At 62.9% G+C, this 23,149-nt stretch carries 24 protein-coding genes and 1 pseudogene; 14 read left to right on the top strand and 11 right to left on the bottom strand.

From position 1 onward, the window contains the following. Positions 1-23: 23 nt before the first annotated feature. The 3 genes from LPA37_RS14080 to LPA37_RS14070 all read right to left on the bottom strand — a co-directional run bounded on the left by LPA37_RS14080 (position 24) and on the right by LPA37_RS14070 (position 3,526). Positions 24-773 (bottom strand): 2-keto-4-pentenoate hydratase, encoded by a 750-nt coding sequence (locus LPA37_RS14080; RefSeq protein WP_228981363.1) that lies wholly within the window; start codon positions 771-773, stop codon positions 24-26. A gap of 14 nt (positions 774-787) precedes the next feature. Beyond that, positions 788-2,074, bottom strand: coding sequence for an MFS transporter (locus LPA37_RS14075; RefSeq protein WP_228981362.1), 1,287 nt, complete (start codon positions 2,072-2,074; stop codon positions 788-790). Between the two features lie 231 nt (positions 2,075-2,305). Further along, positions 2,306-3,526, bottom strand: coding sequence for a pyridoxal-phosphate-dependent aminotransferase family protein (locus LPA37_RS14070; protein WP_229012911.1), 1,221 nt, complete (start codon positions 3,524-3,526; stop codon positions 2,306-2,308). Positions 3,527-3,688: 162 nt separating this feature from the next. On the opposite strand from LPA37_RS14070, the gene LPA37_RS14065 reads away from it, so the two are divergent. Both LPA37_RS14065 and LPA37_RS14060 read left to right on the top strand, forming a co-directional pair. Next, a complete protein-coding gene (locus LPA37_RS14065; protein ID WP_228981357.1) occupies positions 3,689-4,414 on the top strand; it encodes a GntR family transcriptional regulator in 726 nt (241 codons plus the stop codon). Positions 4,415-4,587: 173 nt separating this feature from the next. Further along, positions 4,588-5,457: a sulfurtransferase gene (locus LPA37_RS14060; RefSeq protein WP_229012910.1), complete on the top strand. Its 870-nt coding sequence runs from the start codon at positions 4,588-4,590 to the stop codon at positions 5,455-5,457. Between the two features lie 60 nt (positions 5,458-5,517). Here LPA37_RS14060 and LPA37_RS14055 read toward each other — a convergent pair whose 3' ends face one another. The 3 genes from LPA37_RS14055 to polA all read right to left on the bottom strand — a co-directional run bounded on the left by LPA37_RS14055 (position 5,518) and on the right by polA (position 10,921). After that, on the bottom strand, positions 5,518-6,390 hold the full coding sequence (locus LPA37_RS14055) for a dienelactone hydrolase family protein (protein WP_229012909.1): 873 nt from the start codon (positions 6,388-6,390) through the stop codon (positions 5,518-5,520). Between the two features lie 212 nt (positions 6,391-6,602). Next, positions 6,603-7,952 carry an NAD(P)/FAD-dependent oxidoreductase gene (locus LPA37_RS14050; protein WP_229012908.1) on the bottom strand — a complete coding sequence of 450 codons (1,350 nt, stop codon included), beginning with the start codon at positions 7,950-7,952 and terminating at the stop codon, positions 6,603-6,605. A 185-nt stretch (positions 7,953-8,137) separates the two neighbouring features. Further along, positions 8,138-10,921: a DNA polymerase I gene (polA, locus tag LPA37_RS14045; RefSeq protein WP_229012907.1), complete on the bottom strand. Its 2,784-nt coding sequence runs from the start codon at positions 10,919-10,921 to the stop codon at positions 8,138-8,140. Position 10,922: 1 nt separating this feature from the next. On the opposite strand from polA, the gene LPA37_RS14040 reads away from it, so the two are divergent. Beyond that, complete coding sequence (locus LPA37_RS14040; protein ID WP_229012906.1) at positions 10,923-11,666, top strand: LOG family protein; 744 nt, start codon at positions 10,923-10,925, stop codon at positions 11,664-11,666. 69 nt (positions 11,667-11,735) lie between these two features. Here LPA37_RS14040 and LPA37_RS14035 read toward each other — a convergent pair whose 3' ends face one another. Beyond that, on the bottom strand, positions 11,736-12,617 hold the full coding sequence (locus tag LPA37_RS14035) for a transcriptional regulator GcvA (protein WP_228981343.1): 882 nt from the start codon (positions 12,615-12,617) through the stop codon (positions 11,736-11,738). A gap of 101 nt (positions 12,618-12,718) precedes the next feature. Here LPA37_RS14035 and LPA37_RS14030 point away from each other — a divergent pair, with 101 nt between their 5' ends. Further along, positions 12,719-13,282, top strand: a complete 564-nt coding sequence (locus LPA37_RS14030; protein ID WP_228981341.1) for a chromate transporter — start codon at positions 12,719-12,721, stop codon at positions 13,280-13,282. Next, a complete protein-coding gene (locus tag LPA37_RS14025; protein ID WP_229012905.1) occupies positions 13,279-13,809 on the top strand; it encodes a chromate transporter in 531 nt (176 codons plus the stop codon). Before LPA37_RS14030 ends, LPA37_RS14025 begins: the two co-directional genes overlap by 4 nt. Before the next feature lie 60 nt (positions 13,810-13,869). On the opposite strand, the gene LPA37_RS14020 is transcribed toward LPA37_RS14025, so the two are convergent. Continuing rightward, the gene (locus tag LPA37_RS14020) at positions 13,870-15,396 is read right to left on the bottom strand and encodes an AMP nucleosidase (protein ID WP_228981337.1); all 1,527 of its coding nucleotides are present in this window, start codon (positions 15,394-15,396) and stop codon (positions 13,870-13,872) included. A gap of 185 nt (positions 15,397-15,581) precedes the next feature. Here LPA37_RS14020 and LPA37_RS14015 point away from each other — a divergent pair, with 185 nt between their 5' ends. From LPA37_RS14015 to LPA37_RS13985, 7 genes and pseudogenes are all read left to right on the top strand, one after another. Next, complete coding sequence (locus LPA37_RS14015; RefSeq protein WP_229012904.1) at positions 15,582-15,977, top strand: hypothetical protein; 396 nt, start codon at positions 15,582-15,584, stop codon at positions 15,975-15,977. Positions 15,978-16,127: 150 nt separating this feature from the next. Beyond that, entirely contained in the window at positions 16,128-17,123 is a 996-nt protein-coding gene (locus LPA37_RS14010) for a homoserine kinase (protein WP_228981334.1), read from the top strand. Further along, on the top strand, positions 17,114-17,920 hold the full coding sequence (locus tag LPA37_RS14005) for a BPSS1780 family membrane protein (protein WP_228981332.1): 807 nt from the start codon (positions 17,114-17,116) through the stop codon (positions 17,918-17,920). Before LPA37_RS14010 ends, LPA37_RS14005 begins: the two co-directional genes overlap by 10 nt. A 181-nt stretch (positions 17,921-18,101) precedes the next feature. Then, complete coding sequence (locus LPA37_RS14000) at positions 18,102-18,554, top strand: MarR family winged helix-turn-helix transcriptional regulator (protein WP_228981330.1); 453 nt, start codon at positions 18,102-18,104, stop codon at positions 18,552-18,554. Between the two features lie 138 nt (positions 18,555-18,692). Further along, the gene (locus LPA37_RS13995) at positions 18,693-19,112 is read left to right on the top strand and encodes an organic hydroperoxide resistance protein (RefSeq protein ID WP_090536660.1); all 420 of its coding nucleotides are present in this window, start codon (positions 18,693-18,695) and stop codon (positions 19,110-19,112) included. A 61-nt stretch (positions 19,113-19,173) separates the two neighbouring features. Further along, positions 19,174-19,410 carry a hypothetical protein gene (locus tag LPA37_RS13990; RefSeq protein WP_229012922.1) on the top strand — a complete coding sequence of 79 codons (237 nt, stop codon included), beginning with the start codon at positions 19,174-19,176 and terminating at the stop codon, positions 19,408-19,410. Then, positions 19,311-19,592: pseudogene (locus tag LPA37_RS13985) on the top strand (FAD-binding domain-containing protein); the annotation flags it as partial. The gene LPA37_RS13990 and the pseudogene LPA37_RS13985, both read left to right, overlap by 100 nt. A gap of 57 nt (positions 19,593-19,649) precedes the next feature. Here the strand turns inward: LPA37_RS13985 and LPA37_RS13980 are convergent. Continuing rightward, positions 19,650-19,826: a DUF3563 family protein gene (locus tag LPA37_RS13980; RefSeq protein WP_228981499.1), complete on the bottom strand. Its 177-nt coding sequence runs from the start codon at positions 19,824-19,826 to the stop codon at positions 19,650-19,652. A 107-nt stretch (positions 19,827-19,933) separates the two neighbouring features. Continuing rightward, positions 19,934-21,109: an extracellular catalytic domain type 1 short-chain-length polyhydroxyalkanoate depolymerase gene (locus LPA37_RS13975; protein WP_229012903.1), complete on the bottom strand. Its 1,176-nt coding sequence runs from the start codon at positions 21,107-21,109 to the stop codon at positions 19,934-19,936. A 299-nt stretch (positions 21,110-21,408) separates the two neighbouring features. Between LPA37_RS13975 and LPA37_RS13970 the strand changes: the two genes are divergently transcribed. Then, positions 21,409-22,107 (top strand): phosphatase PAP2 family protein, encoded by a 699-nt coding sequence (locus tag LPA37_RS13970; protein ID WP_228978482.1) that lies wholly within the window; start codon positions 21,409-21,411, stop codon positions 22,105-22,107. 25 nt (positions 22,108-22,132) lie between these two features. Continuing rightward, on the top strand, positions 22,133-22,279 hold the full coding sequence (locus LPA37_RS13965; protein ID WP_407672525.1) for a hypothetical protein: 147 nt from the start codon (positions 22,133-22,135) through the stop codon (positions 22,277-22,279). A 23-nt stretch (positions 22,280-22,302) separates the two neighbouring features. On the opposite strand, the gene LPA37_RS13960 is transcribed toward LPA37_RS13965, so the two are convergent. Beyond that, positions 22,303-23,142 carry a TOBE domain-containing protein gene (locus tag LPA37_RS13960; RefSeq protein WP_229012902.1) on the bottom strand — a complete coding sequence of 280 codons (840 nt, stop codon included), beginning with the start codon at positions 23,140-23,142 and terminating at the stop codon, positions 22,303-22,305. Between the last annotated feature and the right edge of the window lie 7 nt (positions 23,143-23,149).

The following is a 23,149-nucleotide window of genomic DNA, read 5'->3' as shown; positions in this document are numbered from 1 at the left end:
ATCGTCGGTCTATGAGAAAGCGGCTAGTACAGCGTCAGGCTGACCAGCGGAAGGCCATCAATGCGTCCGCTCGCCGTGCCCGCGCTCCGCGGAAAAAACATTCCCGTGTACGAGCCAGTGGTGACGACCATCTCCGGCGTCACCGCGATACCACGCGACGTGGCGTGATTGACGAGCCATGTCAGCAGGCGCCGCGGATCACCGGCTGGATTGGCAGGTGTTGCCTTGACCACATCCTCCCCCTCGAAACTGAATTGCAACGACGGCGCTACAAACGGAAAGTCTTCCCGATACGGCGTAAATTCACCGACGATCAGCGCACCGTTGTTCTGCAGATCCGCCAGTTGCGCCAGCTTGTCGACGTTGGGCCACGCTGCATAACGGCTTGCCACGATCTCGATGGTCGCGCCGAACGAGCCGATGCCCGCGTGCACTTCCGCTTCGCTATAAGGTGTTGTCGAAGGCTCGAAGCGGCGACCGAAACGAAATGCGATCTCCAGTTCGAGCCCCAATGGCGCAAAAGCTTCGCGCGGTAGCCGTGCGCCATCGGCATGCAGATCGGGGGCAGGCAAAGGTGCCCCCTGAACCGGCCCGCTGTCCGACTTCGCGCCGATCTTCCAGCCGCCGACCGGCGCACCCAGTTCGCGCAGGATTGCGTGCTGGATCGCGTAGGCTGCGGCGCTGTCAGTGGGCGTTTGCTCCAGCGGCAACGCATTGAGCGTCAGGTGATTGCTGCGCGCCTCGGCGAGGCGTTGACTCAAAATTGTCGTCATGTTCTGCATGGCGTTTACGCACCTGCTCCCGTCGCGATGTGCGCTTTGTCGCCCACGTCGCGCTCGAACCTGCTTTCCGGCTGCATGCGGAACGCAAGCACCACGCCAATCGCCATCAACAACATGCTGCCGGCGAACGGCAATTGCCAGTTGCCGAAGTAGTCGATCAGAAATCCGCCGACCACCGGCGAGATGATCGCGGCCAACGCCGAGCCGGTGTTCATCATGCCGCTCGCGGTGCCCGAGTATTCCGGCGCGATGTCCATCGGGATCGCCCACATCGGACCGATCGTCATTTCGGCAAAGAAGAAGCCTGACGCGAGACACGTCATCGACAGATACAGGTTATGCGTGAACATCAACGGAATGAGCGAGAGCAGACAGAACAGCATGCACGCCGACACCATCCAGCTACGTGCGCGCTTCAGGCTGCGGGTACGTCTGAAGATCCAGTCGGTCACGATACCGCCGAGCGTGTCGCCGATCACACCGGCAAAAAACACGACCGATGCGAAGATCGCCGACTTTTTCAGTTCCAGGTGATAGCTGTGCAGGAAGTACTGGGGAATCCAGCTGAGGAACAGCCACAACGTCCAGCCGTAGCAGAAGTACACGATCGTGACCGGCCACATGCGGCGAAACAGTTTTCCCCACGGCACGTTGGTCGCTTTCGGCTTCGGCGGGGGCAAGACTTCGAGTTCCCCGGTCGTGATGCGCGGATGATCTTTCGGATGTTCGGTGAACGTGAACGACCACACCGCCACCCACAGCAGGCTAAACACGCCGCAGATATAGAACGATTCGCGCCAGCCCCAGGTCGCCATCACCAGCACGATCAGGCCGGGTGCAACCGCATTACCGATACGCGACGCCGCATGTGTGATGCCCTGCGCGAAGCCACGCTTTTCTTTCGCGACCCAGCGCGCCATCGCGGAGGTCGCGGCCGGAAACGTGGCGCCTTCGCCGAAGCCGAGCAGCACGCGTGCGGCCAGCAACGAGACCAGCCCACCTGCAAGGCCGGTCAGCAAAGTCGCAACGCCCCAGATAGCGCCGCAAAAAATCAGCGTGCGCTTCGCACCGAAACGGTCACTGACCCAGCCACCGATGATCTGAAAAATCAGATACGGATACGCGAAGGCCGAAAACACCAGGCCCACTTCCGTATGCGAGAGCCCGAACTCCTTGCCGAAACCCGCCGCCGCGGTGCTGACGTTGACGCGGTCAAGGTAAGTGATGAAGTACATGATGCATAGCATCACTAGAACAATACTGGTCGCACTGCTTACACGAAACCGCTTCATCGTCTCTCTCCATTGCAGTCTGTCGACGGCACGCCTGGAATGGCGCGCTGCGTCGTCGCCCGTCAGCGGCATACGCTGCGGGGACATTGCATGTTGCTGATGAGCCGCGTTCTATGCGCGGCTTCGTGAGAGAAGCGCTCTCTGCCTTCCCTCGCTGCGAGATGCCTGCTGCGTCGCTGCACGTCATTGAGTCATTGCGCTGATGCACCAGGCGCCGACGCGCTGAAACATTCAAGCCGCCGCTTTCAGCCCCGAGGCCTGCGTCGGCTCGCTCAACCACGCCATGGCGGCAGGCAGGCCGCTTTCCTTGAGCGGCACACCCGCGAGCTGCAGGCCCATTTCGCAACCGGCGAGCGTCGCCAGCAGCATCAGGTCGTTGCAGTCGCCCAGGTGGCCGATGCGGAACATGCGTCCTTTCATCTTGCCGAGGCCTGTGCCGAGCGACATGTCGAAGCGTTCATAGATGACCTTGCGCACCGCATCGGCATCGATTCCCTCGGGCATCATCACGCCGGTCAGCACAGGGCTATACACAGCCGGATCGACGCACTGAATCTCAAGACCCCATGCCCGCACCGCACGGCGGGTCGCTTCAGCGAGACGCGCGTGACGGGCGAACACGTTCTCGAGCCCTTCGCCGAGAATCATCTCCAGCGCCTCGTTGAGCCCGTATAGCAGATTCGTGTTCGGCGTGTACGGCCAGTAGCCGGTCTTGTTCATCTCGACGATGTCGCTCCAGTCCCAGAAACTGCGCGGCAGTCTGGCCTCTTTGCTGGCGGCGAACGCCTTTGGCGAGATTGCGTTGAAGCTGATGCCGGGCGGCAGCATCAAACCTTTTTGCGAGCCCGACACGGTGACGTCGACGCCCCATTCGTCGTGGCGATAGTCGGCGCAGGCGAGGCCCGAAATCGTGTCGACCAGCAGCAGCGCTGGATGGCCGGCGGCGTCGATCGCGCGGCGCACGGCGGCGATGTCCGAGGTGACGCCCGTGGACGTCTCGTTGTGCACGACGCATACCGCCCTGATCGCGTGCTGCGTGTCGGCGCGCAGACGCTCCTCGATCATTTGCGGCTGAACCCCACGCCGCCAGCCCTCGATACCGGGCAGGCCGAGAAACTCAGGCTTCAGCCCGAGACTTTCTGCCATCTTTTTCCACAGCGTCGCGAAGTGCCCGGTTTCGAACATCAGCACGTGGTCGCCGGGACTCAGCGTGTTCGACAACGCCGCTTCCCATGCACCGGTGCCGGAGGCCGGATAGATCACCACCGGTTGCTGCGTCTTGAAGATTTTCTTGATGCCTTCCAGCACCTTCAGACCGAGTTCGCCGAACTCGGGCCCGCGGTGATCGATAGTCGGGTAGCTCATCGCCCGGAGAATGCGATCGGGCACCGGACTCGGACCCGGGATCTGCAGAAAGTGACGGCCAGCGGGGTGAAAGTCTAGCTTGAGCATCTGTTTTCTCCTTTTGAATTTTGCATTCAAAAAACTATATCAGAGGAAAGGCGGCATTCCCAAGCCGAAAATTGGCTGCTGAGACCGGTGTTTACCCTCGCTATTAACTAATCTGCGCGCTTCCGATAAAATCCTGACTCATACGATGTTGAGGATTTTTGTATGCAAAATTCGAATTTCGACGTAGGTGTGGTCACTTCTCCGCTCATGCCAAAGGTCGAGCGCCAGCGCCTGCACGACACGGTGGTGGAGCACATTCGCCGCTTTATCGTCGAAGGGGTACTTGAACCGGGCAAGAAACTGAACGAGCGCGAGCTATGCGAAACGCTTGGGATTTCGCGCACGCCGTTGCGAGAAGCGCTGAAGGTGCTGGCTGCGGAAGGGCTGATCGAGATTTCGCCGAATCGAGGTGCGTCGGTATCGAAGATGTCGGTAGCGGAGTTGCGCGAGACCTTCGAATTGATGAGTGGTCTTGAAGCTTTTTCCGGAGAGCTGGCGGCAGAGCGGATGACGGCTGCCGAGCTTGCCGAGATCAAGGCGCTGCATTACGCGATGCTCGCCTGTCGCACGCAGAACGATCTGGCTGGCTACTACAGCCGCAACCAGGCAATTCACGACAAGATCAATGAAGCAGCACGGAATTCAGCACTGCGGCAAACGTACGTCGCCGTTAACCGGCGCTTGCAGGCGTTGAGATTCCGGTCGAATTTTCAGATCCCCAAGTGGGATAGCGCGATTCACGATCACGATGAGATGTTGAAAGCGCTCGAGGCGCGGGATGGGAAGAAGCTGAGCGCGATTCTCCGGCAGCATTTGCTCGACAAGCGGGATGCGGTTTTGCAGGTGCAATCGCGCGAAGAGATGGCTGCTTCGCCGCTGAAGGCTTAAGCGGTCTTTTGCCTTGGGCGGCGGCATGGATTGTGCGCTTGCGGCTCCAGAAACGGGAGAGCTGGGCGAATTAAGTACGCCGGAAACACCCCATATGATTTCGGCCCGTCTTTTTTTGTTTAGACTGGAAACGTCAGCCGGCCGCGCCGGAAACGCCAGTCTCAGGAGTCGTCATGCCGCACACTCACTACACCACGCTCATTTCCGCCACGAATCTTGCGGAACGGCTCGCTGCCGCGCCGGACAGCGTGCTGGCCTTCGATTGCCGTTTCGATCTCGCCGATACGGCCGCGGGCGAAACGGCCTGGGCTAAAGAACACATTCCCGGCGCGCAGTATCTGCATCTCGATCGTGACCTGTCCGGGCCAAAAACGGGTTCAAACGGACGCCATCCGTTGCCTGATCGCGCGAAGTTCATCGAAACGCTGGTTGCGCACGGGCTCACGAACGGCAAGCAGGTGGTCGCATACGACGCTCAGGGCGGCATGTATGCCGCCCGTTTGTGGTGGCTGCTGCGCTGGGTCGGGCACGATTCGGTCGCGGTACTCGACGGCGGCCTGGACGCCTGGCAGGCGGCGGGCCAGCCGCTCACGAAGGACGCACCGGCCAAAACGAAGGGCAACTTCACACCTGGCGCGCCGCTGTCGGTGACTACCGACACGCAGGCGATCCAGCGCAATCTGACCACGCATGAACTGATGGTGGTCGACGCCCGCGCGCCCGACCGGTATCGCGGCGAAAACGAAACAATCGACCCTGTCGGCGGCCACATTCCGGGCGCGCTGAACCGCTTCTTCAAGGACAATCTCACCGCCGACGGCCGCTTCAAGCCGGCGCATTCACTGCGCGAGGAATTCGGCGCGCTGCTGCCCACGACGGCGCCCGACCGCGTCGTGGCGCAATGCGGCTCAGGTGTGACGGCCTGTCACAATCTGCTGGCGATGGAAATCGCCGGGTTGCACGGCGCGTCGCTGTATGGTGGGTCATGGAGCGAGTGGGTTGCCGACCCGTCGCGTCCGGTAGCAACGGGCCCGAATCCTTAGGCAACATGTGAAGCGCCATTGCTCCCGGGCAATGGCGCGTTGTCGCGTCGCCCGGTCAGGTCAGGCCACGCCGTGTTGCCTGAACCAGGCCAACGCGCGCCGCCAGCCATCTTCCGCATCGGCCTTGCGATAGCTCGGCCGGTAGTCCGCGAAAAATGCGTGCCCGGCATCGTCATAGACAACGAACTGTGATCCACGTGCCGACGCGGGCCCCTGGGCAATCGCCGCTTTCATCCTGTCGAGCGTGTCCTGCGGAATGCTCTGGTCCTGCCGTCCAAAGAGGCCCAGCACGGGCACACGCAGGTCACCGACGCGATCGAGCGGATTCGTCGGCTGGGCGGCATTCGGTGTGCCGACCACGCGTCCGTACCACACCACTGCGGCCTTCAGGTGCGGATTGTGTTCCGCATAAAGCCACGCAATCCGGCCGCCCCAGCAGAAGCCATTGATACCAACCCGCTTCAGATCGCCGCCATGCTCGCCCGCCCATGCGACGGTCGCGTCGAGATCGCCCATGACCTGCGCGTCCGGCACCTTGCTCGCGATGTTGTCGTTGATCTGCTGTATCGACGTGTATACCGTCGGGTCGCCTTCGCGTTCGTACAGGTTGGGCGCAATCGCCAGGTAGCCGGCCTTGGCGAAACGGCGGCAGACGTCGGCAATATGCTCATGCACGCCGAAAATCTCATGGATGACGATGATCACCGGCAGATGCGTCTTGCCCTTCGGCTGCGCGCGATACGCCGGTACGATCGTGCCGCCCGAACGGACTGCAATCTCGCCAGCTTCGAGCCCTTCGTCATCGGTATGGATGGTCTGCGCCGAGACCGGCATCACGGCGGCGGCGAAGCCCGTGCCGAGCGCGGCCTTGATGAAGGTACGGCGATCGAAAGGAATGTGCGGGACCAGACTGTCGACATCAGGCTTCAGCATGCGAGCTCCTTGTGTGAACGGCATGGGAACGAAGACAGCAACCCTCTTGCATGGGATCGGAGTAACGCGCTAAAGCCCGAACTCCAGTCGACCGCAAGTGCCTTGCATGGGACCAGAGTAACGCGCTGAAGCGCGAACTCTGGTCGACAGGATACAACCGTCGCCACCCTGCCGCAGGAGCCCGCTGACCCCGTCGCGGAGCGCGGGAAACCTCAGTGAAGTTTGACGCGTGGCAGCGTCGAGCGACGCAGCCAGTGCGCGAACGTGTCGAGCACCATCCGCGGATAGCCGTGCAGCGCGGCAATATGCAGACGATAGAGCGACATGTACATGAAGCGCGCGAACAGTCCTTCGATCAGCATGTTGCCGCCGATCACCCCGCCCATCAGGTTGCCGACAGCGCTGAAATGCCCGAGCGACACCAGTGAGCCGAAGTCGCGATAGGTGAATTCCGGCAACGGACGGTTCTCGAGGCGCGCCGCGAACGACTTCATCAGAAAACTCGCCTGCTGGTGCGCCGCCTGGGCGCGCGGCGGCACGTTGCGCTCGTTACCCGGCCACGCGCACGCCGCGCAATCGCCGAGCGCGAAAATGTTGTCGTCGGTTTCCGTTTGCAGCGTGCGGCGCACGACGATCTGGCCCAGCCGGTTCACTGGCAGACCGTCCAGTTCGCCGAGAATCGGAGGCGCCTTGATGCCGGCCGCCCACACTGTCAGATCGGCGCGAATCGTTTTGCCGCTCGCGGTTCGCACGATACCGGGCGCCACTTCCGCGACCGTCTCGCCGGTCATGACTTTTACGCCGAGCCGCGTCAGCAGTTCGGCGGTGGCCGTCGAAACACGCTCCTGCAGCGCGGGCAGAATGCGTGCGCCGGCCTCGACCAGCACGATGCCGACGTCATGACGCGGATCGAGCTTGTGCAATCCGTACGCCGACAATACCTGCGCGGTGTTGCGCAGCTCGGCCGACAATTCCACGCCGGTCGCGCCGCCGCCGACAATCGCGACCTGAATGCGCGGTTCCCCGGAAGCCGATGTCCCCGGCCCCGACTCGACGCGCTCGTGCACCTGATGCTCCGCGCGCATGCAGGCCGCGATGAGACGCTTGCGAAAGCGCTCCGCCTCGCTCACGGTATCGAGTGCGATCGAAAATTCAGCCGCGCCCTTCACACCGAAGAAAGCCGTCGTGCTACCGATCGCGATGATCAGGGTGTCGTACTCGAGGTCGCGCGGGGGAAGCAGTTCGGCGCCGTCATCGTCCGCGACGGCCGAGAGCGTGATGCGCTTCGCCGCACGGTCGATCCCGGCAAGCTCGCCCTGCTGGAACTCAAAGCCGTGCCAGCGCGCCTGTGCGGCGTATTCGAGCTCCTGCGTGAACGGATCCATGCTGCCCGCCGCCACCTCATGCAGCAGCGGCTTCCAGATGTGCGTGGGATAGCGGTCGACCAGCGTCACCTGCGCTTTTGCCGCGTGTCGCTTGCTGGGCGAAGCGTAGCGATCGCCCAGACGTGTCGCCAGTTCAAGACCACCTGCCCCGCCACCAACGATAATGAAACGATGCATCGAGACTCTCCGTGCTAACCGGGGGTTGTGCGTCGCGGACGGCGCACGCTGCCAGTAACACGCCGTCCATTACCGATTGTCAGCGAGCAATGCGCTTTGTCACAAGCTGTCAAATCACATGTGTGACATGCGCACGACGATATCGGCGTGCGCGGGCGCTGAAGCGGGCTCAAGCCCGCGCCTGATCAGTGCGCCTCTTCCCAGTTCGCGCCCGCGCCCACTTCAGCGACGAGCGGCACCTTCAGCCCGGCCACGCCGCACATGAGTTCGGGCAGACGTTTGCGCACTTCGGAGAGTTCGCGGTCGGGCACTTCGAGGATCAGTTCATCGTGAACCTGCATGATCATCCGCGTGTCGATCTTCGATTGTTCGATCCAGTCCTGCACGGCAATCATCGACAGCTTGATGAGGTCGGCCGCGGTACCCTGCATCGGTGCGTTGATCGCCGCGCGCTCCGCCGCCTGACGGCGCGGGCCGTTGCCCCCGTTGATCTCCGGCAGCCACAGGCGCCGCCCGAACACCGTTTCGACATAACCCTTCGATTTGGCGCTCAGACGCGTTTCGTCCATATAGCGCGCGACGCCCGGATAACGCTGGAAATAGCGGTCGATATACAGTTTCGCCGCGTCGCGCGTGATGCCGAGGTTGGACGCGAGGCCAAACGCACTCATCCCGTAGATCAAACCGAAGTTGATCACCTTCGCGATACGGCGCTGGTCGTTCGAGACTTCGATCGGCGTCACGGTGAACACTTCGGCGGCCGTCGCCCGGTGGATGTCTTCGCCCTGCGCGAACGCGCGCAGCAACGACTCGTCGCCGGAAATGTGCGCCATGATGCGCAGCTCGATCTGCGAATAGTCGGCCGACACGAGCTTGTGGCCAGGCTTCGCGATAAACGCTTCACGAATACGCCGGCCTTCGGCTGTGCGAACCGGAATGTTCTGCAGATTCGGATCGTTCGATGCAAGCCGGCCCGTGACGGCAACGGCCTGCGCGTAGTTCGTATGCACACGGCCCGTCTGCGCGTTCACCATGCGCGGCAGCTTGTCGGTGTAGGTCGACTTCAGCTTCGACAGCCCGCGGTGTTCGAGCAGGATCTTCGGCAACGGATAGTCTTCGGCGAGCTTCTGCAGCACTTCTTCATCCGTCGAAGGCGCGCCGCTCGGCGTTTTCTTGACAACCGGCAGTTCCAGCTTCTCGAAGAAAATCTGGCCGATCTGTTTGGGCGAGCCGAGATTGAATTCGCCGCCGGCGAGCACATACGCTTCGGTTTCGAGTTCGATGAGACGCGTCGCGATCTGCCCGCTTTGCACGCGCAGCTTTTCGGCGTCGATCAGCACACCCGTGCGCTCCATCTTGCGCAATACGCGGGACGTCGGCAGTTCGATCGCGCGATACACGTGATCGAGGTCTTTCTCCACGGCGATCTGCGGATACAACGCCTGATGCAGACGCAACGTGATGTCTGCATCTTCAGCGGCGTATTCAGCGGCCGTTTCGAGCGCGACTTCGTCGAAACCGATCTGGCTTGCGCCCTTGCCCGCCACCTCCTCGTACTTGATGGTCTTCAGACCGAGATGGCGCAGCGCGAGGTTGTCCATGTCATGCGGGCGATGCGACTCCAGCACATACGACTGCAGCAGCGTGTCGTGCTCGATGCCGTTCATCTCGATGCCGTAGTTCGCGAGCACCTGTTCGTCGTACTTCATGTGCTGGCCGACCTTCTTCCTGTCGGCGTTTTCGAGCCACGGTTTGAGTTTCGCGAGCACTTCGTCGCGCGGCAACTGCACCGGCGCATCCGGCCCGCGATGCGCGATCGGAATATACGCGGCCTTGCCCGGCTCGACCGCCACCGACAGGCCGACGAGCTGCGCCGTCATCGGATCCAGCGACGTGGTTTCCGTATCGAACGCGGTGATCTCAGCGGCTTCGATCTTCGCGAGCCACGCGTCGAACTGTTCCCACGTCTGCACCGTGTCGTATTCGCGCTCGCCCGGCGCCTCGATGGTGGGCGCGGGTGGCACGTCGGTCTCGGGACCTTCCACCGCGTCGGCGATTTCCACTTCGCGCAGCCACGTCTTGAAGCCGTGGCGCGTGAACACGTCGCGCAGCTCCTCGCGCGATTCCGGCCGCGCCGGCAGCGTATCGGCGATCGACACCACCTGGTCCGCCAGGTCGCAGTTCGTATCGACCGTGACGAGCTTTCTCGCCATCGGCAGAAAATCGAGCGCCCGGCGCAGATTGTCTCCTACCGCACCTTTGATTTCGTCCGCATGTGCCACGATGCCATCGAGCGTTTCGTATTGCGTGAGCCACTTGATCGCTGTTTTCGGGCCGCACTTCTCGACGCCAGGCACGTTGTCGACGGTATCGCCGATCAGCGACAGATAATCGACGATCCGCTCCGGCGGCACGCCGAACTTCGCGAGCACGCCCACGCGGTCGAGCGTTTCGTTCGTCATCGTATTGATGAGGGTGACATGATCCGTCACGAGCTGCGCCAGGTCTTTATCGCCCGTCGACACGACGACGTTCATGCCGTGTTTTTCGGCCGCACAGCACAGCGTGCCGATGACGTCGTCGGCTTCGACGCCTTCGATCATCAAAAGCGGCCAGCCCAGCGCGCGCACGGCGACGTGAATCGGCTCGATCTGTTTCGCCAGATCCTCGGGCATCGAAGGCCGGTTTGCCTTGTAGTCCGGATACCAGTCGTCGCGAAACGTTTTGCCCTTTGCATCGAACACGCACGCGCTATACTCTGCCGTAACTTCCTTGCGCATGCGGCGAAGCATGTTGATCATGCCGTACAGCGCACCCGTCGGCCCGCCGTCGGGACCACGCAGATCGGGCATCGCATGGTAGGCTCGGTACAGATAACTCGAACCGTCCACCAGTAGCAGGGTCTTACCTTCCAGCCCAGTTACCAGCCTGGCATTCCGATCAGTTTCAAGGACTCGTTCTTCGGGCATTATGAACAAAAGAAAAGTGATTCCGAGTCTGCGATCACTCGCAGATCAAGAGCGCGCGACAGCCAAGAAGGCCCGCGCATCGTGGCAGATGTTCACGATTATGGCAGAGTTTATCGAGGCGACCGAGTACCTCTCGGAGATCCGCCCGGCTGTCAGCATCTATGGTTCAGCGCGCCTGAAACCGAACTCGCCGTACTACAAACTCGCCACGCAGATCGCGCGAAAACTGTCCGACGCGGGCTTCGCCGTGATCTCCGGCGGCGGCCCCGGCATCATGGAAGCGGCCAACAAAGGCGCGCATGCGGGCAAGGCGCCTTCGGTCGGCCTGAACATCGAACTGCCGCACGAGCAGTCGGGCAACCAGTGGCAGGACATCTCGCTGCGCTTTCGCCACTTCTTCACGCGCAAGGTTACGTTCGTGAAGAACTCGGACGCCGTGATCGTGATGCCCGGCGGCTTCGGCACACTCGATGAACTGGCTGAAGTGCTCACGCTGATCCAGACGAAGAAGTCGCGGCATGTGCCGATCATTCTCGTCGGCGGCGAGTTCTGGAAAGGCCTGCTCGGGTGGTTCAAGGAAGCGCTCGTGCCGATGGGCCTCATCAATCCCGACGACATGAACCTGATGCAGGTGATCGACGAGCCGGAACAGGTGCTCGAAGCCGTGCTCGCGTTCTACGAAGATCGCGACGAAGGCGAACATCCCCCGGCGAAGTCCGACGAAGACCGCATGTTTTATCTTTGATGTCGATGGGCGGCCGCGTGCCGCCCTCTTCATGGCTTCGTGATCTTCGCGGCTTTACGGGCCATGCCCTCATGCAGCCCCGGCCTGCGACTCGAGCCAGCGGCAGAACTGCGCGACGAGCGGGGCTTCGGCCACTTCGCGCCGCGCGACCCACCAGTAACCGCGCGCATCGATGCGCGGGCCGTCGAGCGGCAATACAAGACGCCCCGACGCCAGTTCCTCCGACAGCAGCGGCAACGGCCCAAGCGCCACGCCAAGACCGTCCACCGCGGCCTGTAACGCCAGATAGAAGTGATCGAACGACTGCTTCTTGCGGCACTTCGCCTTGACGCCCGCGGCGGCGAGCCAGTGACGCCATGCATCCGGGCGCGTATCTGAATGCAGCAGCACGTGCTTCGCGAGATCGTCGGCGACGTTGATCGGCGAGCGCTGCAGCAGTGCCGGACTGCACACCGGTATCTCCGCCTCATCCAGAAAGTGGCCGCTGGCACAGTTGGCCCAGTGCGCCGGTCCGCGTCGCACGGCCACGTCGAAGTTCTCCAGCGCTTCAACGGGCGCGTTCGATGTCGCGAGACGCAACTCCACGCTGGGCGCGATACGCTGAAACTGGTTCAGGCGCGGCAACAGCCACTTCATCGCGAAGGTCGGTAGCGCGTTCACACGCAGCACATGCACGACGCCCGTATCGCGAAGCTGCTCCGTCGCGACTGCAATGCTGTCGAACGCGGCCTGCACGGTGGCGAGGTAGCGGCGCCCGTCTTCGGTGAGCCGCACGCGCTTGCCGTTGCGATGAAATACCTGCACGCCGACCCACGCCTCGAACGCCGCCACCTGACGGCTGATCGCACCGTGCGTCACATGCAGTTCGTTCGCGGCGGCAGTAAAGGTTTCGTGCCGCGCGGCGGCTTCAAACGCGCGCAGCGCGGAAAAGGGAGGAAGTTCACGGGCCATGCTTGTGATTCTAGATCACAAGACGACGCTGTAAAAATCGTTTTGCGCGGCGTGTGAAGCGCGATAACCTCGACAGCTTCAGACTTCACCCGCAATGACATATGGATCACGATACGTCCACCACCCGATCCGCGCCGGCACCAGGGCCGGTCGCCCTGTTTCTCGGCTTTCTTAACCTCGGATTCATCTCGTTTGGTGGCGCGCTACCGCACGCGCGACACATCGTCGTCGAAAAACGGCGCTGGCTGACTCCCGCCGAATTCACCGACCTGCTGGGCCTGTGCCAGTTCCTGCCCGGCGGAAATGTCATTAACCTTTCGGTCGCGATCGGCATGCGATATCGAGGCCTGTCCGGTGCGCTGGCTGCCCTGCTCGGCCTGATCGCGGGCCCTTCGCTCGTCGTGATCGCACTCGGCGTGCTGTACGAACACACGCAGAACGACCTGCACGTGAAGCATCTTTTCGCCGGGCTCGCCGCTGCCGCAGCGGGGCTCCTTGTTGCGATGTCCGTGAAAATCCTGCTGCCGTTGCGACGCAATCCTGTCGCGCTGGCCATCGCGGTGCCTGGCTTCATCGCGATCGCGATCATGCGTTTACCACTGCTCCCCACGATGCTCGTTCTCACCGCGCTCAGCATCGTCATCGCTGTGAGGGCCGCACGATGACCGATACCCTCATCTCGCTCGGCGTGATTTTCGGGCAGCTTTCGCTGCTTGCGTTCGGCGGCGGCAATACGATTCTTCCCGAGATGCAGCGACAGGTCGTCGACGTGCATCACTGGATGCCGGCGAGCGAATTCAGCGCATTGTTCGCGCTTGCCCAGGCCGCGCCGGGCCCGAACCTGATGGTGGTGACGCTCGTCGGCTGGCACGTTGCGGGATGGGCCGGCATGCTGGTCGCGTCCATCGCGAAGTTTGGACCGTCTTCGATCGTGACGATCCTTGCGTTACACGCATGGGAGCGCTTCAAGGACCGGCCATGGCGTACGATCGTGCAAAGGGCGCTGGTGCCCGTGACCGCGGGCATCGTCGCGGCGAGCGCCATGCTGATCGCGCAGGCGTCCGATACGACGTGGATCGCGTGGGCAACAACAGGCGTGTGCGCCGCGCTTGCATGGCGCACACGTATCCATCCGTTGTGGTTGCTGGCCGCCGGCAGCCTGATCGGGCTGACAGGATTCGGCCAGCTTTAATCCGCGCTATGCCCCGCTATTTCCTGCTATTGCGGGCTGCAAACTGCGCGCCATGGCGCGTTACTGGAACGCAACCTCGGCGAAACTGCGAAGCTTGCGGCTGTGCAATCGGTGCAGTCCGTTCGTGCGCAGTATCTCCATCGCCTTGACGCCGATCCGCAGATGCTGGTCGACCTGCCCTCGATAGAACTGGTCGGCCATGCCGGGCAGTTTGAGTTCGCCGTGCAGCGGCTTGTCCGACACGCACAGCAGCGTGCCGTATGGCACGCGAAACCGGAAGCCGTTCGCTGCAATCGTCGCGCTCTCCATATCGAGCGCGATCGCGCGGCTTTGCGACAGGCGCAGCACCGGTTCGCGGTGATCGCGCAGCTCCCAGTTGCGGTTATCGACGCTCGCCACGGTGCCCGTGCGCATCACGCGCTTCAGCTCGATGCCCTCGAGCTTCGTGACTTCAGCGACCGCGCGCTCCAGCGCGACCTGCACTTCCGCGAGCGCCGGAATCGGCACCCATAGCGGCAGATCGTCGTCGAGTACGTGATCTTCGCGCACATAGCCGTGCGCGAGCACATAGTCGCCAAGCCGCTGCGTGTTGCGCAAACCGGCGCAATGGCCGAGCATGATCCACGCATGCGGACGCAGCACGGCGATGTGATCGGTGATCGTCTTCGCGTTCGAAGGCCCAACGCCGATGTTGATCATCGTGATGCCGCTGCCGTCGGCGCGCTTCAGGTGATACGCGGGCATCTGCGGCAGACGCGGCGGCGCATTGCCCTCGTCCTGCTGCTCGCCGACGTTCGCGTTGTACGTGACCACGTCGCCGGGCTCGACAAACGATGTGTATTCGCTGCGATATGCGCGCAGGTCTTCGTCGTCGGTGGCGGTCATCATCGTGCGGCCGAGCTTCACGAATTCGTCGATGTAGAACTGATAGTTCGTGTACAGCACGTAGTTCTGCACGTGCGTGGGCGACGTCGCCGTGTAATGCTTCAGACGATGCAGCGAGAAATCGACGCGCGCCGCCGTGAACAGCGCAAGCGGATGCGGCTCGCCCGGTGGCGGTTCGTACGTGCCGTTCACGATGCGATCGTCCAGCGAAGCGAGATCGGGTGTGTCGAACACATCGCGCATCGCGAGCAGGTGGTCGCGATCGAGGTCGCCTTCCAGATGAATGCCTTCGGCAAACGCGAAGTGAACCGGAATCGGGTACTGCGACACGCCGACTTCGATTGCGACATGATGGTTCTTCGTGAGCAGGCGAAGCTGTTCGCGATAGTAGTTGCCGAACAGATCCGGGCGTGTAACGGTCGTTTCAAAGCTGCCCGGGCCGGCCACAAAACCGTACGAGCGGCGCGAATCGACGTGCGTGTTGACCTCGGTGCGGATGCGCACGAACGGATAGCACGCGCGCACGCGGCGCTCGAACGGCTCGTTGCGGCGATAGCGCGCGAACGCGTCGCGCAGGAACGATGTGTTGGCTTCGTAAATGGCGGACAGGCGCGTGACCGCTTCGGTGGCGTCTTCGAATGACTCGGTCGGGAAGTCGCTGGCCGGCGTCTGCACAGTGCGCGGGTTCGTGTCGTAATTCATCTTCATCGCCTCATTTGATGAGATGACATTACCACGGAAATTACACGTCCAGATGTGGCAACCCGCACGCGGGAAGGGTACTGAAAATCCCGGCGGGTGTCGCGAAAGCAGCGCAAAATAAGGCGGTCACGCCCTTCTGGCAGGTGGGATTTGCTAGAATCGGGGCACCTACCCGGAGAATTACCATGAAGCCGCTCCTTCCCGTCGCCGTTGCGCTGACGCTCGCCTTTAGCGGCGTCGCGATGGCCGCGCAGCCTGCCGTCGACGCCCAGGCTGCCGCCGAGGCCCACGCCGCCAACGAACGGGCCGGTTTGCCGGATCTGGAGGCAATCAACCGTCCAGCCGCGGAAGTCAGCTCCAAGGTGGAAATCAACCAGCCGCGCACGCCGAGTTTCTACGAACGCAGCGGTAACGGCACCGAAATCACCGAATACCGCGACAAGGGCAAACCGGTCGAAATCGACGTGCATTCGAACTTCGGCACGCGCTACCAGATGAGCGCACCGCTCGACACGTCGCCGCAGGTACGTGACAACGGTCGCGCCAGCACGCGCCTGCCGTCGGTCAACCTGCACTATTGATCGTGCAGCGGCAGCGCGCGTGCGCTGCCTGCCTGCATGCCTGGATGGATGGCGCGCGTGAGGTGCGCCGGCCCCCGGTTTCGTCTGCGATCGTTCCGAATGTACTGGCCACACGCGCCAGTCCGACCAACCTGATTCCATCATTCCCGCATGGCCGTCTTCACCGCTGTCACCGACACCCAACTCGCTCACTGGCTGCGTCATTACGATCTCGGCGAAGCCGTCGATTTTCGCGGCATCCAGTCCGGCATCGAAAACAGCAATTTCTTTCTGACGACGACGCGCGGCGATTACGTCCTCACGATTTTCGAAAAACTGACGGCGGAACAATTACCGTTCTATCTGGATCTGATGCGCCATCTGGCCGCCCACAAGGTGCCCGTGCCGGACCCGATGCCGCGCGATGACGGCGCGCTCTTCGGCCTGCTGCACGGCAAGCCCGCGGCGATCGTCACGCGCCTCGAAGGCGCACCGGAACTCGCGCCGCGCGAGGAACACTGCGTCGAAGTCGGCCAGATGCTGGCGCGCATGCATCTCGCCGGACGCGATTTCCCGAACCATCAGCCGAACCTGCGCAGCCTCGACTGGTGGCAGGAAACCGTGCCGGCGGTGCTGCCGTTTCTGACCGGCGCGCAACGCGAACTGTTGAGCACGGAACTCGCCCATCAGCAGGCGTTCTTCGCCTCGGACGACTATGCTGCGCTGCCCGAGGGCCCGTGCCACTGCGATCTCTTCCGCGACAACGTGCTGTTCGCGCATGCGGCGCCCGAAAGCGGCCACGACGTGCGCCTTGGCGGCTTCTTCGACTTCTACTTTGCCGGCTGCGACAAGTGGCTCTTCGACGTCGCCGTGACCGTGAACGACTGGTGCACCGATCTCGCCACAGGCGCGCTCGACATGCCGCGCGTCGAGGCAATGCTGCGTGCGTACCAGACCGTGCGTCCGTTCACCACGCAGGAAAACCGTCACTGGGGCGACATGCTGCGTGCGGGCGCATACCGTTTCTGGGTCTCGCGCCTTTATGACTTTTACATGCCACGTGCAGCTGAAATGCTGAAGCCGCACGATCCTGGCCACTTCGAACGCATTCTTCGTGAGCGCCTGTCCGGCGTTGCACTTCCAGGCATCCACACTCCATGCAACTGATCGAAGTTCCCGCGAAAACCGGCTACGTCTGGTTCCGGCAGGGTATCTGGCTGTTCCGCAAGAATCCGCTCGCGTTCCTGACGCTGTTCTTCACGTATCTGCTCGCGATGATGCTGATCTCGCAGATTCCCGTCATCGGCGGATTTCTGCCGCTCGTGTTCATTCCGGGCGTGGCGGTCGGCTTCATGGCGGCGTGTCGTGACACGATCGCGGGCAAGCCGGTTTTTCCGACGATTCTCGCCGACGGTTTCCGCTCGTACGGCAGCACGGCCGCGAAGCGGCTCGCCGCGCTCGGCCTGCTGTACGTAGTGGCGATGGCGCTCGTGCTGGGCGGCTCGGCGCTCGCCGACGGCGGCACGTTGCTGAAAGTGATGATCGGCGCCGCCTCCATGGAGCCGGAGGCGATGGCCAGCAGCGATATTCCGCTCGGCATTCTGGCCGCGCTCGCGTTCTACATTCCGGTCGCGATGCTGTTCTGGTTTTCGCCCATCCTGATTACGTGGCACGAAGTGCCGCCCGTGAAGGCGATGTTCTTCAGCCTCGTGAGCTGCTGGCGCAATCGTGGCGCGTTCATCGTCTTCGGCGCGCTGTGGTTTGCGATGGCGATCACCGTTTCGCTTGGGCTGTCCACGCTGATGCAGGCGCTCGGCGCCGGGGAATACGCGTTTGTCGTGCTGATGCCCGCGACGATCGTCGTCACCACGATGCTGTACTGCTCGTTTTATGCCACGTATCGCGGCTGTTTCGGCATCCAGTCGCCTGAAACGCCGGGCTCACCCACTACGCCAGCAGCCTGAAACCGCGCCGCCGCGACGTGCAGTTCGCTGGAAACCGCACCCGCGGCGCGCCGAATCGAACCGCTCGCATCGTCGCGGCTCGCCGCTACGTGGGACGCAAGCCACTCGCAAGCCATCCGCGATTGGTGCACAATGATTTGCGCGCGATTGATTAGCGCACACTTTCTGGACGGTAAGCACCATGACCCAGCGCCCGGTTTTCCCTTTCACGCTCGACGAGCAGCTTTGCTTCGCGCTCTATTCGACTTCGCTTGCGATGACGAAAGCGTATAAGCCCATCCTCGAAAAACTCGGGCTGACCTATCCGCAATACCTGACCATGCTGGTGCTCTGGGAATCCGACAACATCACGGTCAAGGACATCGCTAGCCGCCTGAATCTCGATTCGGCGACGGTCACGCCGCTGCTCAAGCGCCTCGAGACGCAGGGCTATATCGAACGTGCACGCGGCGTGAGCGACGAGCGGCTCGTCTATATCCGGCTCACGAAGGCGGGCGCGGCGCTCAAACGCACCGCCCGTGAAGTGCCGGCCGAAATCTTCTGCGCAACGCAGCAGACACCCGAATTCCTCCTCAAATTGCGCGACGACCTGACGCGCCTGCGCACCACCCTCAACGACTACAACGAAAGCTAGCCGCCTGTTGCCTGGCGACGCTTCGAATAATATCCAAATTAGTTTGCACACAAATGATTTGTGTACTATCTTAACGACACGCCAGATCGATGGCGACCGCCACCCACTGCGTGGCACCTACTTTCAAGGAGCAACACCATGAGCGTACTTTACAAGGCAACGGCAACGAGCACCGGTGGACGTGATGGTCGCGCGGTATCGTCGGACAAGGTGCTGGACGTGAAACTGGCCGCACCGCGCGAACTCGGCGGCAACGGCGCCGAGGGCACGAACCCGGAGCAGTTGTTCGCAGCCGGTTATTCGGCATGTTTCCTGAGCGCGATGAAATTCGTCGCTGGCCAGCGCAAGCAGGCGGTTCCGGCGGATACGACCGTCACGGCGGAAGTCGGTGTCGGCCCGAACGACAAGGGCGGCTTCGCACTGGATATCGAACTGCGCGTCTCGCTGCCGGGCCTCGCCGCCGACGCAGCACGTGAACTCGTCGATGCCGCTCATCAGGTGTGCCCGTATTCGAACGCAACACGCAACAACGTGGCAGTGCGTCTGCAGATCGTCTGAGCGCCGCCTTGCGTTGCAGCGTGCAGTAAAAGATTGCCGGCGCGGCGCCCGTAGGGCGCCGTTGACCGACTATGCGGCGTTCAGCTTCAAGGGTATTGTCGGTACAGCAGGTCGTATGGGCGATGATCTGATCGTGCTGCACGACAATCCGCGCACCTGCATCCCCAAACTGGCGGCGCAACCCGTGCGCGCATGCTGCTGCACGATTTCGATTTTTCGGTGGATAACGATGGATGGCAGTGGGCGGCATCGACTGGGTGCGACGCGCAACCCTGATTCCGGATATTCAATCCGGTAACGCATATCGAGCGCTATTTGCCTCAACTGTCCGACGTATCCACGAAGTGGATCCATGCGCCATGGATGGCGAAAACCGGACAACTGAAAAAATGAAGCGTGACGTTGGGAAAAGACTATCCATCACCGGCGGTAGACCATGCCGAAGCGCGTCAGCGCACGCTGGCCCGCTTCGGAAAGTGACCTGAGACTGCGGCAAAGCTTTACTACAAGGCACGCGGCCGGGCACTGAAAAAAAGCTTAGTGCTGGCTCATCCACGACGGCTGGCGGCGATTCGCTTCGCGATCCAGCTTGCGCATGCGATATTCGAGGTCGTGCAGATCGGTGGCTTCGGCGAGATACTCGTCGTTGTATTCTTTGGCGATCTGGTCGGGCGATTTCGTCAGGAACAGGAACAGGCGGGTCAGCAGGTACATGGTCAACTCCGAAAATGATCCAGGGCTTTACCCCAGTGGATAACCCTTATTATAGGGAAAACCCTGATCGTTTGCCATGTTTATCTGATGCGACCGTTGGACGCGCGCTACGCCGGTCGTGCGGCCGCCGCGTGCAACGGCACGTGGGCCGGTGCCGCTTCGGTTACGCGGCGCTGATAGCGGAAGAATTCCCACAGCAGCGCGCATGCATCCGGCCCTTTTGACGAGTGGAACGGAACGGCGTCGTCGCCGCCACTCCACGCGTGTCCGAGGCCCTGCACACGGCACAGACGCACCACGCGCCGGCCGCCCTTGATGTAGTCGCGCGTCACGACACCGGCTTTCCGTTCCTCGCGCACTTCGCCGACGCGCAGCTCGCCGCTCGCGTCGAGCACGCCGTTCAGGCGCGCGAACTGGATCGCGAGCTGCTCGGCATTTTCCGGCGCCACGACGTGATCAGAATCGCCGTGGACGATGATCGCCGGCATGCCGGGATAGGCGTCGATATCGACGGCGGCATCGACGAGCATGACTGGATGCTGACGGGCTCCGCGCCGCATCACATCCATCGCGGTGATGCCCGAACGCGCTTCGCCCATGGCCGGACCGGAGTGCAGCCCGACCGCGGCGAAACGCTCGGGATAGAGAAGCGCCAGCAGCGAGGCAAGCCCCGCGCCCGCCGACAGACCCGCCACATACACACGCTCGCCGTCGAACCGGTAGGTCGCCACCAGCGTATCCACGAGCGATACCACCGCGCGGGCCTCCGCGCCGCCCGCCTGCTCGCCGGCGTCGTACCAGTGCCAGCAGCGATGGGCATGAACATGCTTCGACTGCTCCGGATAAACGACCGCAAAACCGAAACGATCGGCGAGCAGGTTCATGCGCGTGCCTTCGGCGAATTCGTCGATCGACTGTGTACAGCCGTGCAGCATCACAACGAGCGGCAAACCCTCGAGCGCGCGACCCGGTGGGACATACAGGCCATACGACAGATGATTGACGAGACGCCCCGGCGCCACCGGCGCGGAATGGAACGAGCGCGTCCAGTCGCCGCTCGCCCATGCGGCGGCGCGCGGCCGCCCGCGGGATTCACGCGCGCCGGCGCGCGGCAGGTCGCGGGTTCTGGTGGTGCGCAATTTCGCGGGCGGTTTTGCGGATTTCGCGATGGGACGCGCCGGTCTTGCTGCAGTGTGCTTCAGTGATTCGCGGGTTTGCCTGGTTTGTGCGGCGATCAGGCGTTTGAGACCGCCCAGCCAGAGTTTCGACAGATTTTTTGCCATCGGATCAACCTCGCAAAAAGGGACGGTTCCGGGCCAGAATGGGTGGATTGTTGTGCAATGCACAATAACACCAATTCCCGCAACCTGCTAAGCGCCGGCCAGCCCCGTTTCTGTCCATCTGCCGGGTGCGAGTACCGGTATGTCACGACCACGCCACCCTCACTCACTTTATACTTGCGGCTATCGGGCCGCGTGCTTAAGGCCGTCTGTTGTCGCAGGGTGTCAGGCAGCGCGCGCTTTTCGCTTCTTCACTCCCATTTTTTGCCGGATTCGCTGCGCTCACCGGCGCAGTTGCTGCCATGCCCGATCTGCCTCTTCATCTGTGGTTCATGATTACCAGCCTCGGTGGCGCAGGCCTCACGCTGCCGCTCGCGATCGCCATCGCGCTGTGGCTGGCGGTCGGCTACACCTGGCGCATGGCGGTGTTGTGGCTCGGGCTGCTCGGCGCGGCGATCGGCGTCGTCACGCTCACCAAGCTTGCGTTCCTCGGTTGGGGGGTCGGCGTGCGCGTGCTGGATTTCACCGGCGTCAGCGGCCACGCCATGCTCTCGACGGCCGTCTATCCCGTCGCCCTCTTCATGATGCTGCTGCCCGCGCGCCCCTCGATCCGCCTGGCCGGCGTGCTGCTCGGGCTCGCCGCCGGCATCGCGGTCGGGCTTTCACGTGTGGTGCTCGTAGCGCATTCGCCGTCGGAAGCCGTTACGGGCTGCCTGGTCGGCGCGGGTGCGGCGCTGCTGTTCGTGCGCGCCGCCTGGCACGCACGCCCGGGCCAGCTGTCAGCGGCGGCGGTGGCGTTGAGCCTCGTCGCGCTGACGGTCAGCCTGCATGACGTCCGCGTGCCGACGCAGCGCTGGATCACCCACGTCGCGCTCAAGGTATCCGGTCATGAGCGGCCATTCGTTCGCGCCCGCTGGAAGGCCGGCCACCATCGGCCGCCCCCGCCGGTCTCGCGTACGCGCGACACGTCGCTTCCTCCGCCGCCCGCAACCGACGCGTAATCTCCATCAACGTTCTGCATGGCACATGTGGCCGCCGATATCTTCGCCATGGCCACCGATCACGCACGATCCCGATGACATCGCCGCGTTCGGCGATCAGGTCGTGCATGTGGTCGGCGGCCGGGTTCAACCGCACACCGCCTTCACCGGCTACGCACGCAGCAGTTATTGACGACGTGTCGCATCAGGCGCCTGCTAGTCGCTGACGCCGAGAATCACGCTCGAAGCCTTGAACGCCGCGATCGCCGGCGCGCCTTCGACGAGGCCGAGCGTGTCGGCGCTTCCGTTCGTGATCACCGCTGTCACGACCACGCCGCCGGGCAGTTCCAGCGACACCTCCGCGTTGACCGCGCCGCGCTTCACCGCCGTGACCGTGCCGCGCAACTGGTTGCGCGCCGAGATCCGCGCGGGTTCGTCAGCACCCTCGTCGATGATCAGCATGACCCACGAGGCCTTGATCAGCGCAAACGCGGCCGCACCGACGGCAAGCCCAAGCGTCTCGGTGCTTTCATGCGTGAGAATCGCGACGACCGTCTGGGCGCCGGGCAATACGAGCGACACTTCGTCGTTCACCGCGCCGCGCACGATCTCGGACACCGAGCCGTACAACTGGTTACGCGCGCTCGTTTTCATGCCGATCCTGCCGATCAGCGACCAGTCGCTGGCGAAGTGTTCGATTGCCGCGCCGGCCCGCTCCAGAAACCGCCGGTGCTCGTTTTCGACGGCGCGAAACGTCTCGATCAGACGCATCGCGCGCGGCGTAAGCGTCGTGCCGCCCCCGCCCTTGCCGCCTGCCGCGCGCACGACGAGCGGCTCGCCGGCCAGGTTGTTCATCGTATCGATGGCGTCCCACGCGGCCTTGTAGCTCATGCCGACGGCACGCGCGGCGCCCGTGATCGAACCGGTCTCGCGGATCGCCGCCAGGAGTGCGATTCGCGATGCGCCGCCGAGCGTCCGCTCGCCCGCCTGAAACCACACCGATCCGCCGAGTTCGAGCTGCTCGGGACGGGTACCGGATGCGCTTTTTTCAGTCATGGCTGGC

This window comes from Paraburkholderia gardini, from assembly GCF_907164545.1.
In the GTDB taxonomy this organism is placed as follows: Bacteria; Pseudomonadota; Gammaproteobacteria; order Burkholderiales; family Burkholderiaceae; genus Paraburkholderia; species Paraburkholderia gardini.
The sequence above is the reverse complement of the archived record's forward strand: the minus strand, read 5'-3'. Positions and strand labels throughout refer to the sequence as shown.

Bases quoted from the DNA above. Each gene is read 5' to 3' on its own strand.
- LPA37_RS14080 (WP_228981363.1), bottom strand. From the start codon at position 773: ATGACGACAATTTTGAGTCAACGCCTCGCCGAGGCGCGCAGCAATCAC.
- LPA37_RS14075 (WP_228981362.1), bottom strand. From the start codon at position 2,074: ATGAAGCGGTTTCGTGTAAGCAGTGCGACCAGTATTGTTCTAGTGATG.
- LPA37_RS14070 (WP_229012911.1), bottom strand. From the start codon at position 3,526: ATGCTCAAGCTAGACTTTCACCCCGCTGGCCGTCACTTTCTGCAGATC.
- LPA37_RS14065 (WP_228981357.1), top strand. From the start codon at position 3,689: ATGCAAAATTCGAATTTCGACGTAGGTGTGGTCACTTCTCCGCTCATG.
- LPA37_RS14060 (WP_229012910.1), top strand. From the start codon at position 4,588: ATGCCGCACACTCACTACACCACGCTCATTTCCGCCACGAATCTTGCG.
- LPA37_RS14055 (WP_229012909.1), bottom strand. From the start codon at position 6,390: ATGCTGAAGCCTGATGTCGACAGTCTGGTCCCGCACATTCCTTTCGAT.
- LPA37_RS14050 (WP_229012908.1), bottom strand. From the start codon at position 7,952: ATGCATCGTTTCATTATCGTTGGTGGCGGGGCAGGTGGTCTTGAACTG.
- polA (WP_229012907.1), bottom strand. From the start codon at position 10,921: ATGCCCGAAGAACGAGTCCTTGAAACTGATCGGAATGCCAGGCTGGTA.
- LPA37_RS14040 (WP_229012906.1), top strand. From the start codon at position 10,923: ATGAACAAAAGAAAAGTGATTCCGAGTCTGCGATCACTCGCAGATCAA.
- LPA37_RS14035 (WP_228981343.1), bottom strand. From the start codon at position 12,617: ATGGCCCGTGAACTTCCTCCCTTTTCCGCGCTGCGCGCGTTTGAAGCC.
- LPA37_RS14030 (WP_228981341.1), top strand. From the start codon at position 12,719: ATGGATCACGATACGTCCACCACCCGATCCGCGCCGGCACCAGGGCCG.
- LPA37_RS14025 (WP_229012905.1), top strand. From the start codon at position 13,279: ATGACCGATACCCTCATCTCGCTCGGCGTGATTTTCGGGCAGCTTTCG.
- LPA37_RS14020 (WP_228981337.1), bottom strand. From the start codon at position 15,396: ATGAATTACGACACGAACCCGCGCACTGTGCAGACGCCGGCCAGCGAC.
- LPA37_RS14015 (WP_229012904.1), top strand. From the start codon at position 15,582: ATGAAGCCGCTCCTTCCCGTCGCCGTTGCGCTGACGCTCGCCTTTAGC.
- LPA37_RS14010 (WP_228981334.1), top strand. From the start codon at position 16,128: ATGGCCGTCTTCACCGCTGTCACCGACACCCAACTCGCTCACTGGCTG.
- LPA37_RS14005 (WP_228981332.1), top strand. From the start codon at position 17,114: ATGCAACTGATCGAAGTTCCCGCGAAAACCGGCTACGTCTGGTTCCGG.
- LPA37_RS14000 (WP_228981330.1), top strand. From the start codon at position 18,102: ATGACCCAGCGCCCGGTTTTCCCTTTCACGCTCGACGAGCAGCTTTGC.
- LPA37_RS13995 (WP_090536660.1), top strand. From the start codon at position 18,693: ATGAGCGTACTTTACAAGGCAACGGCAACGAGCACCGGTGGACGTGAT.
- LPA37_RS13980 (WP_228981499.1), bottom strand. From the start codon at position 19,826: ATGTACCTGCTGACCCGCCTGTTCCTGTTCCTGACGAAATCGCCCGAC.
- LPA37_RS13975 (WP_229012903.1), bottom strand. From the start codon at position 21,109: ATGGCAAAAAATCTGTCGAAACTCTGGCTGGGCGGTCTCAAACGCCTG.
- LPA37_RS13970 (WP_228978482.1), top strand. From the start codon at position 21,409: ATGCCCGATCTGCCTCTTCATCTGTGGTTCATGATTACCAGCCTCGGT.
- LPA37_RS13965 (WP_407672525.1), top strand. From the start codon at position 22,133: ATGTGGCCGCCGATATCTTCGCCATGGCCACCGATCACGCACGATCCC.
- LPA37_RS13960 (WP_229012902.1), bottom strand. From the start codon at position 23,142: ATGACTGAAAAAAGCGCATCCGGTACCCGTCCCGAGCAGCTCGAACTC.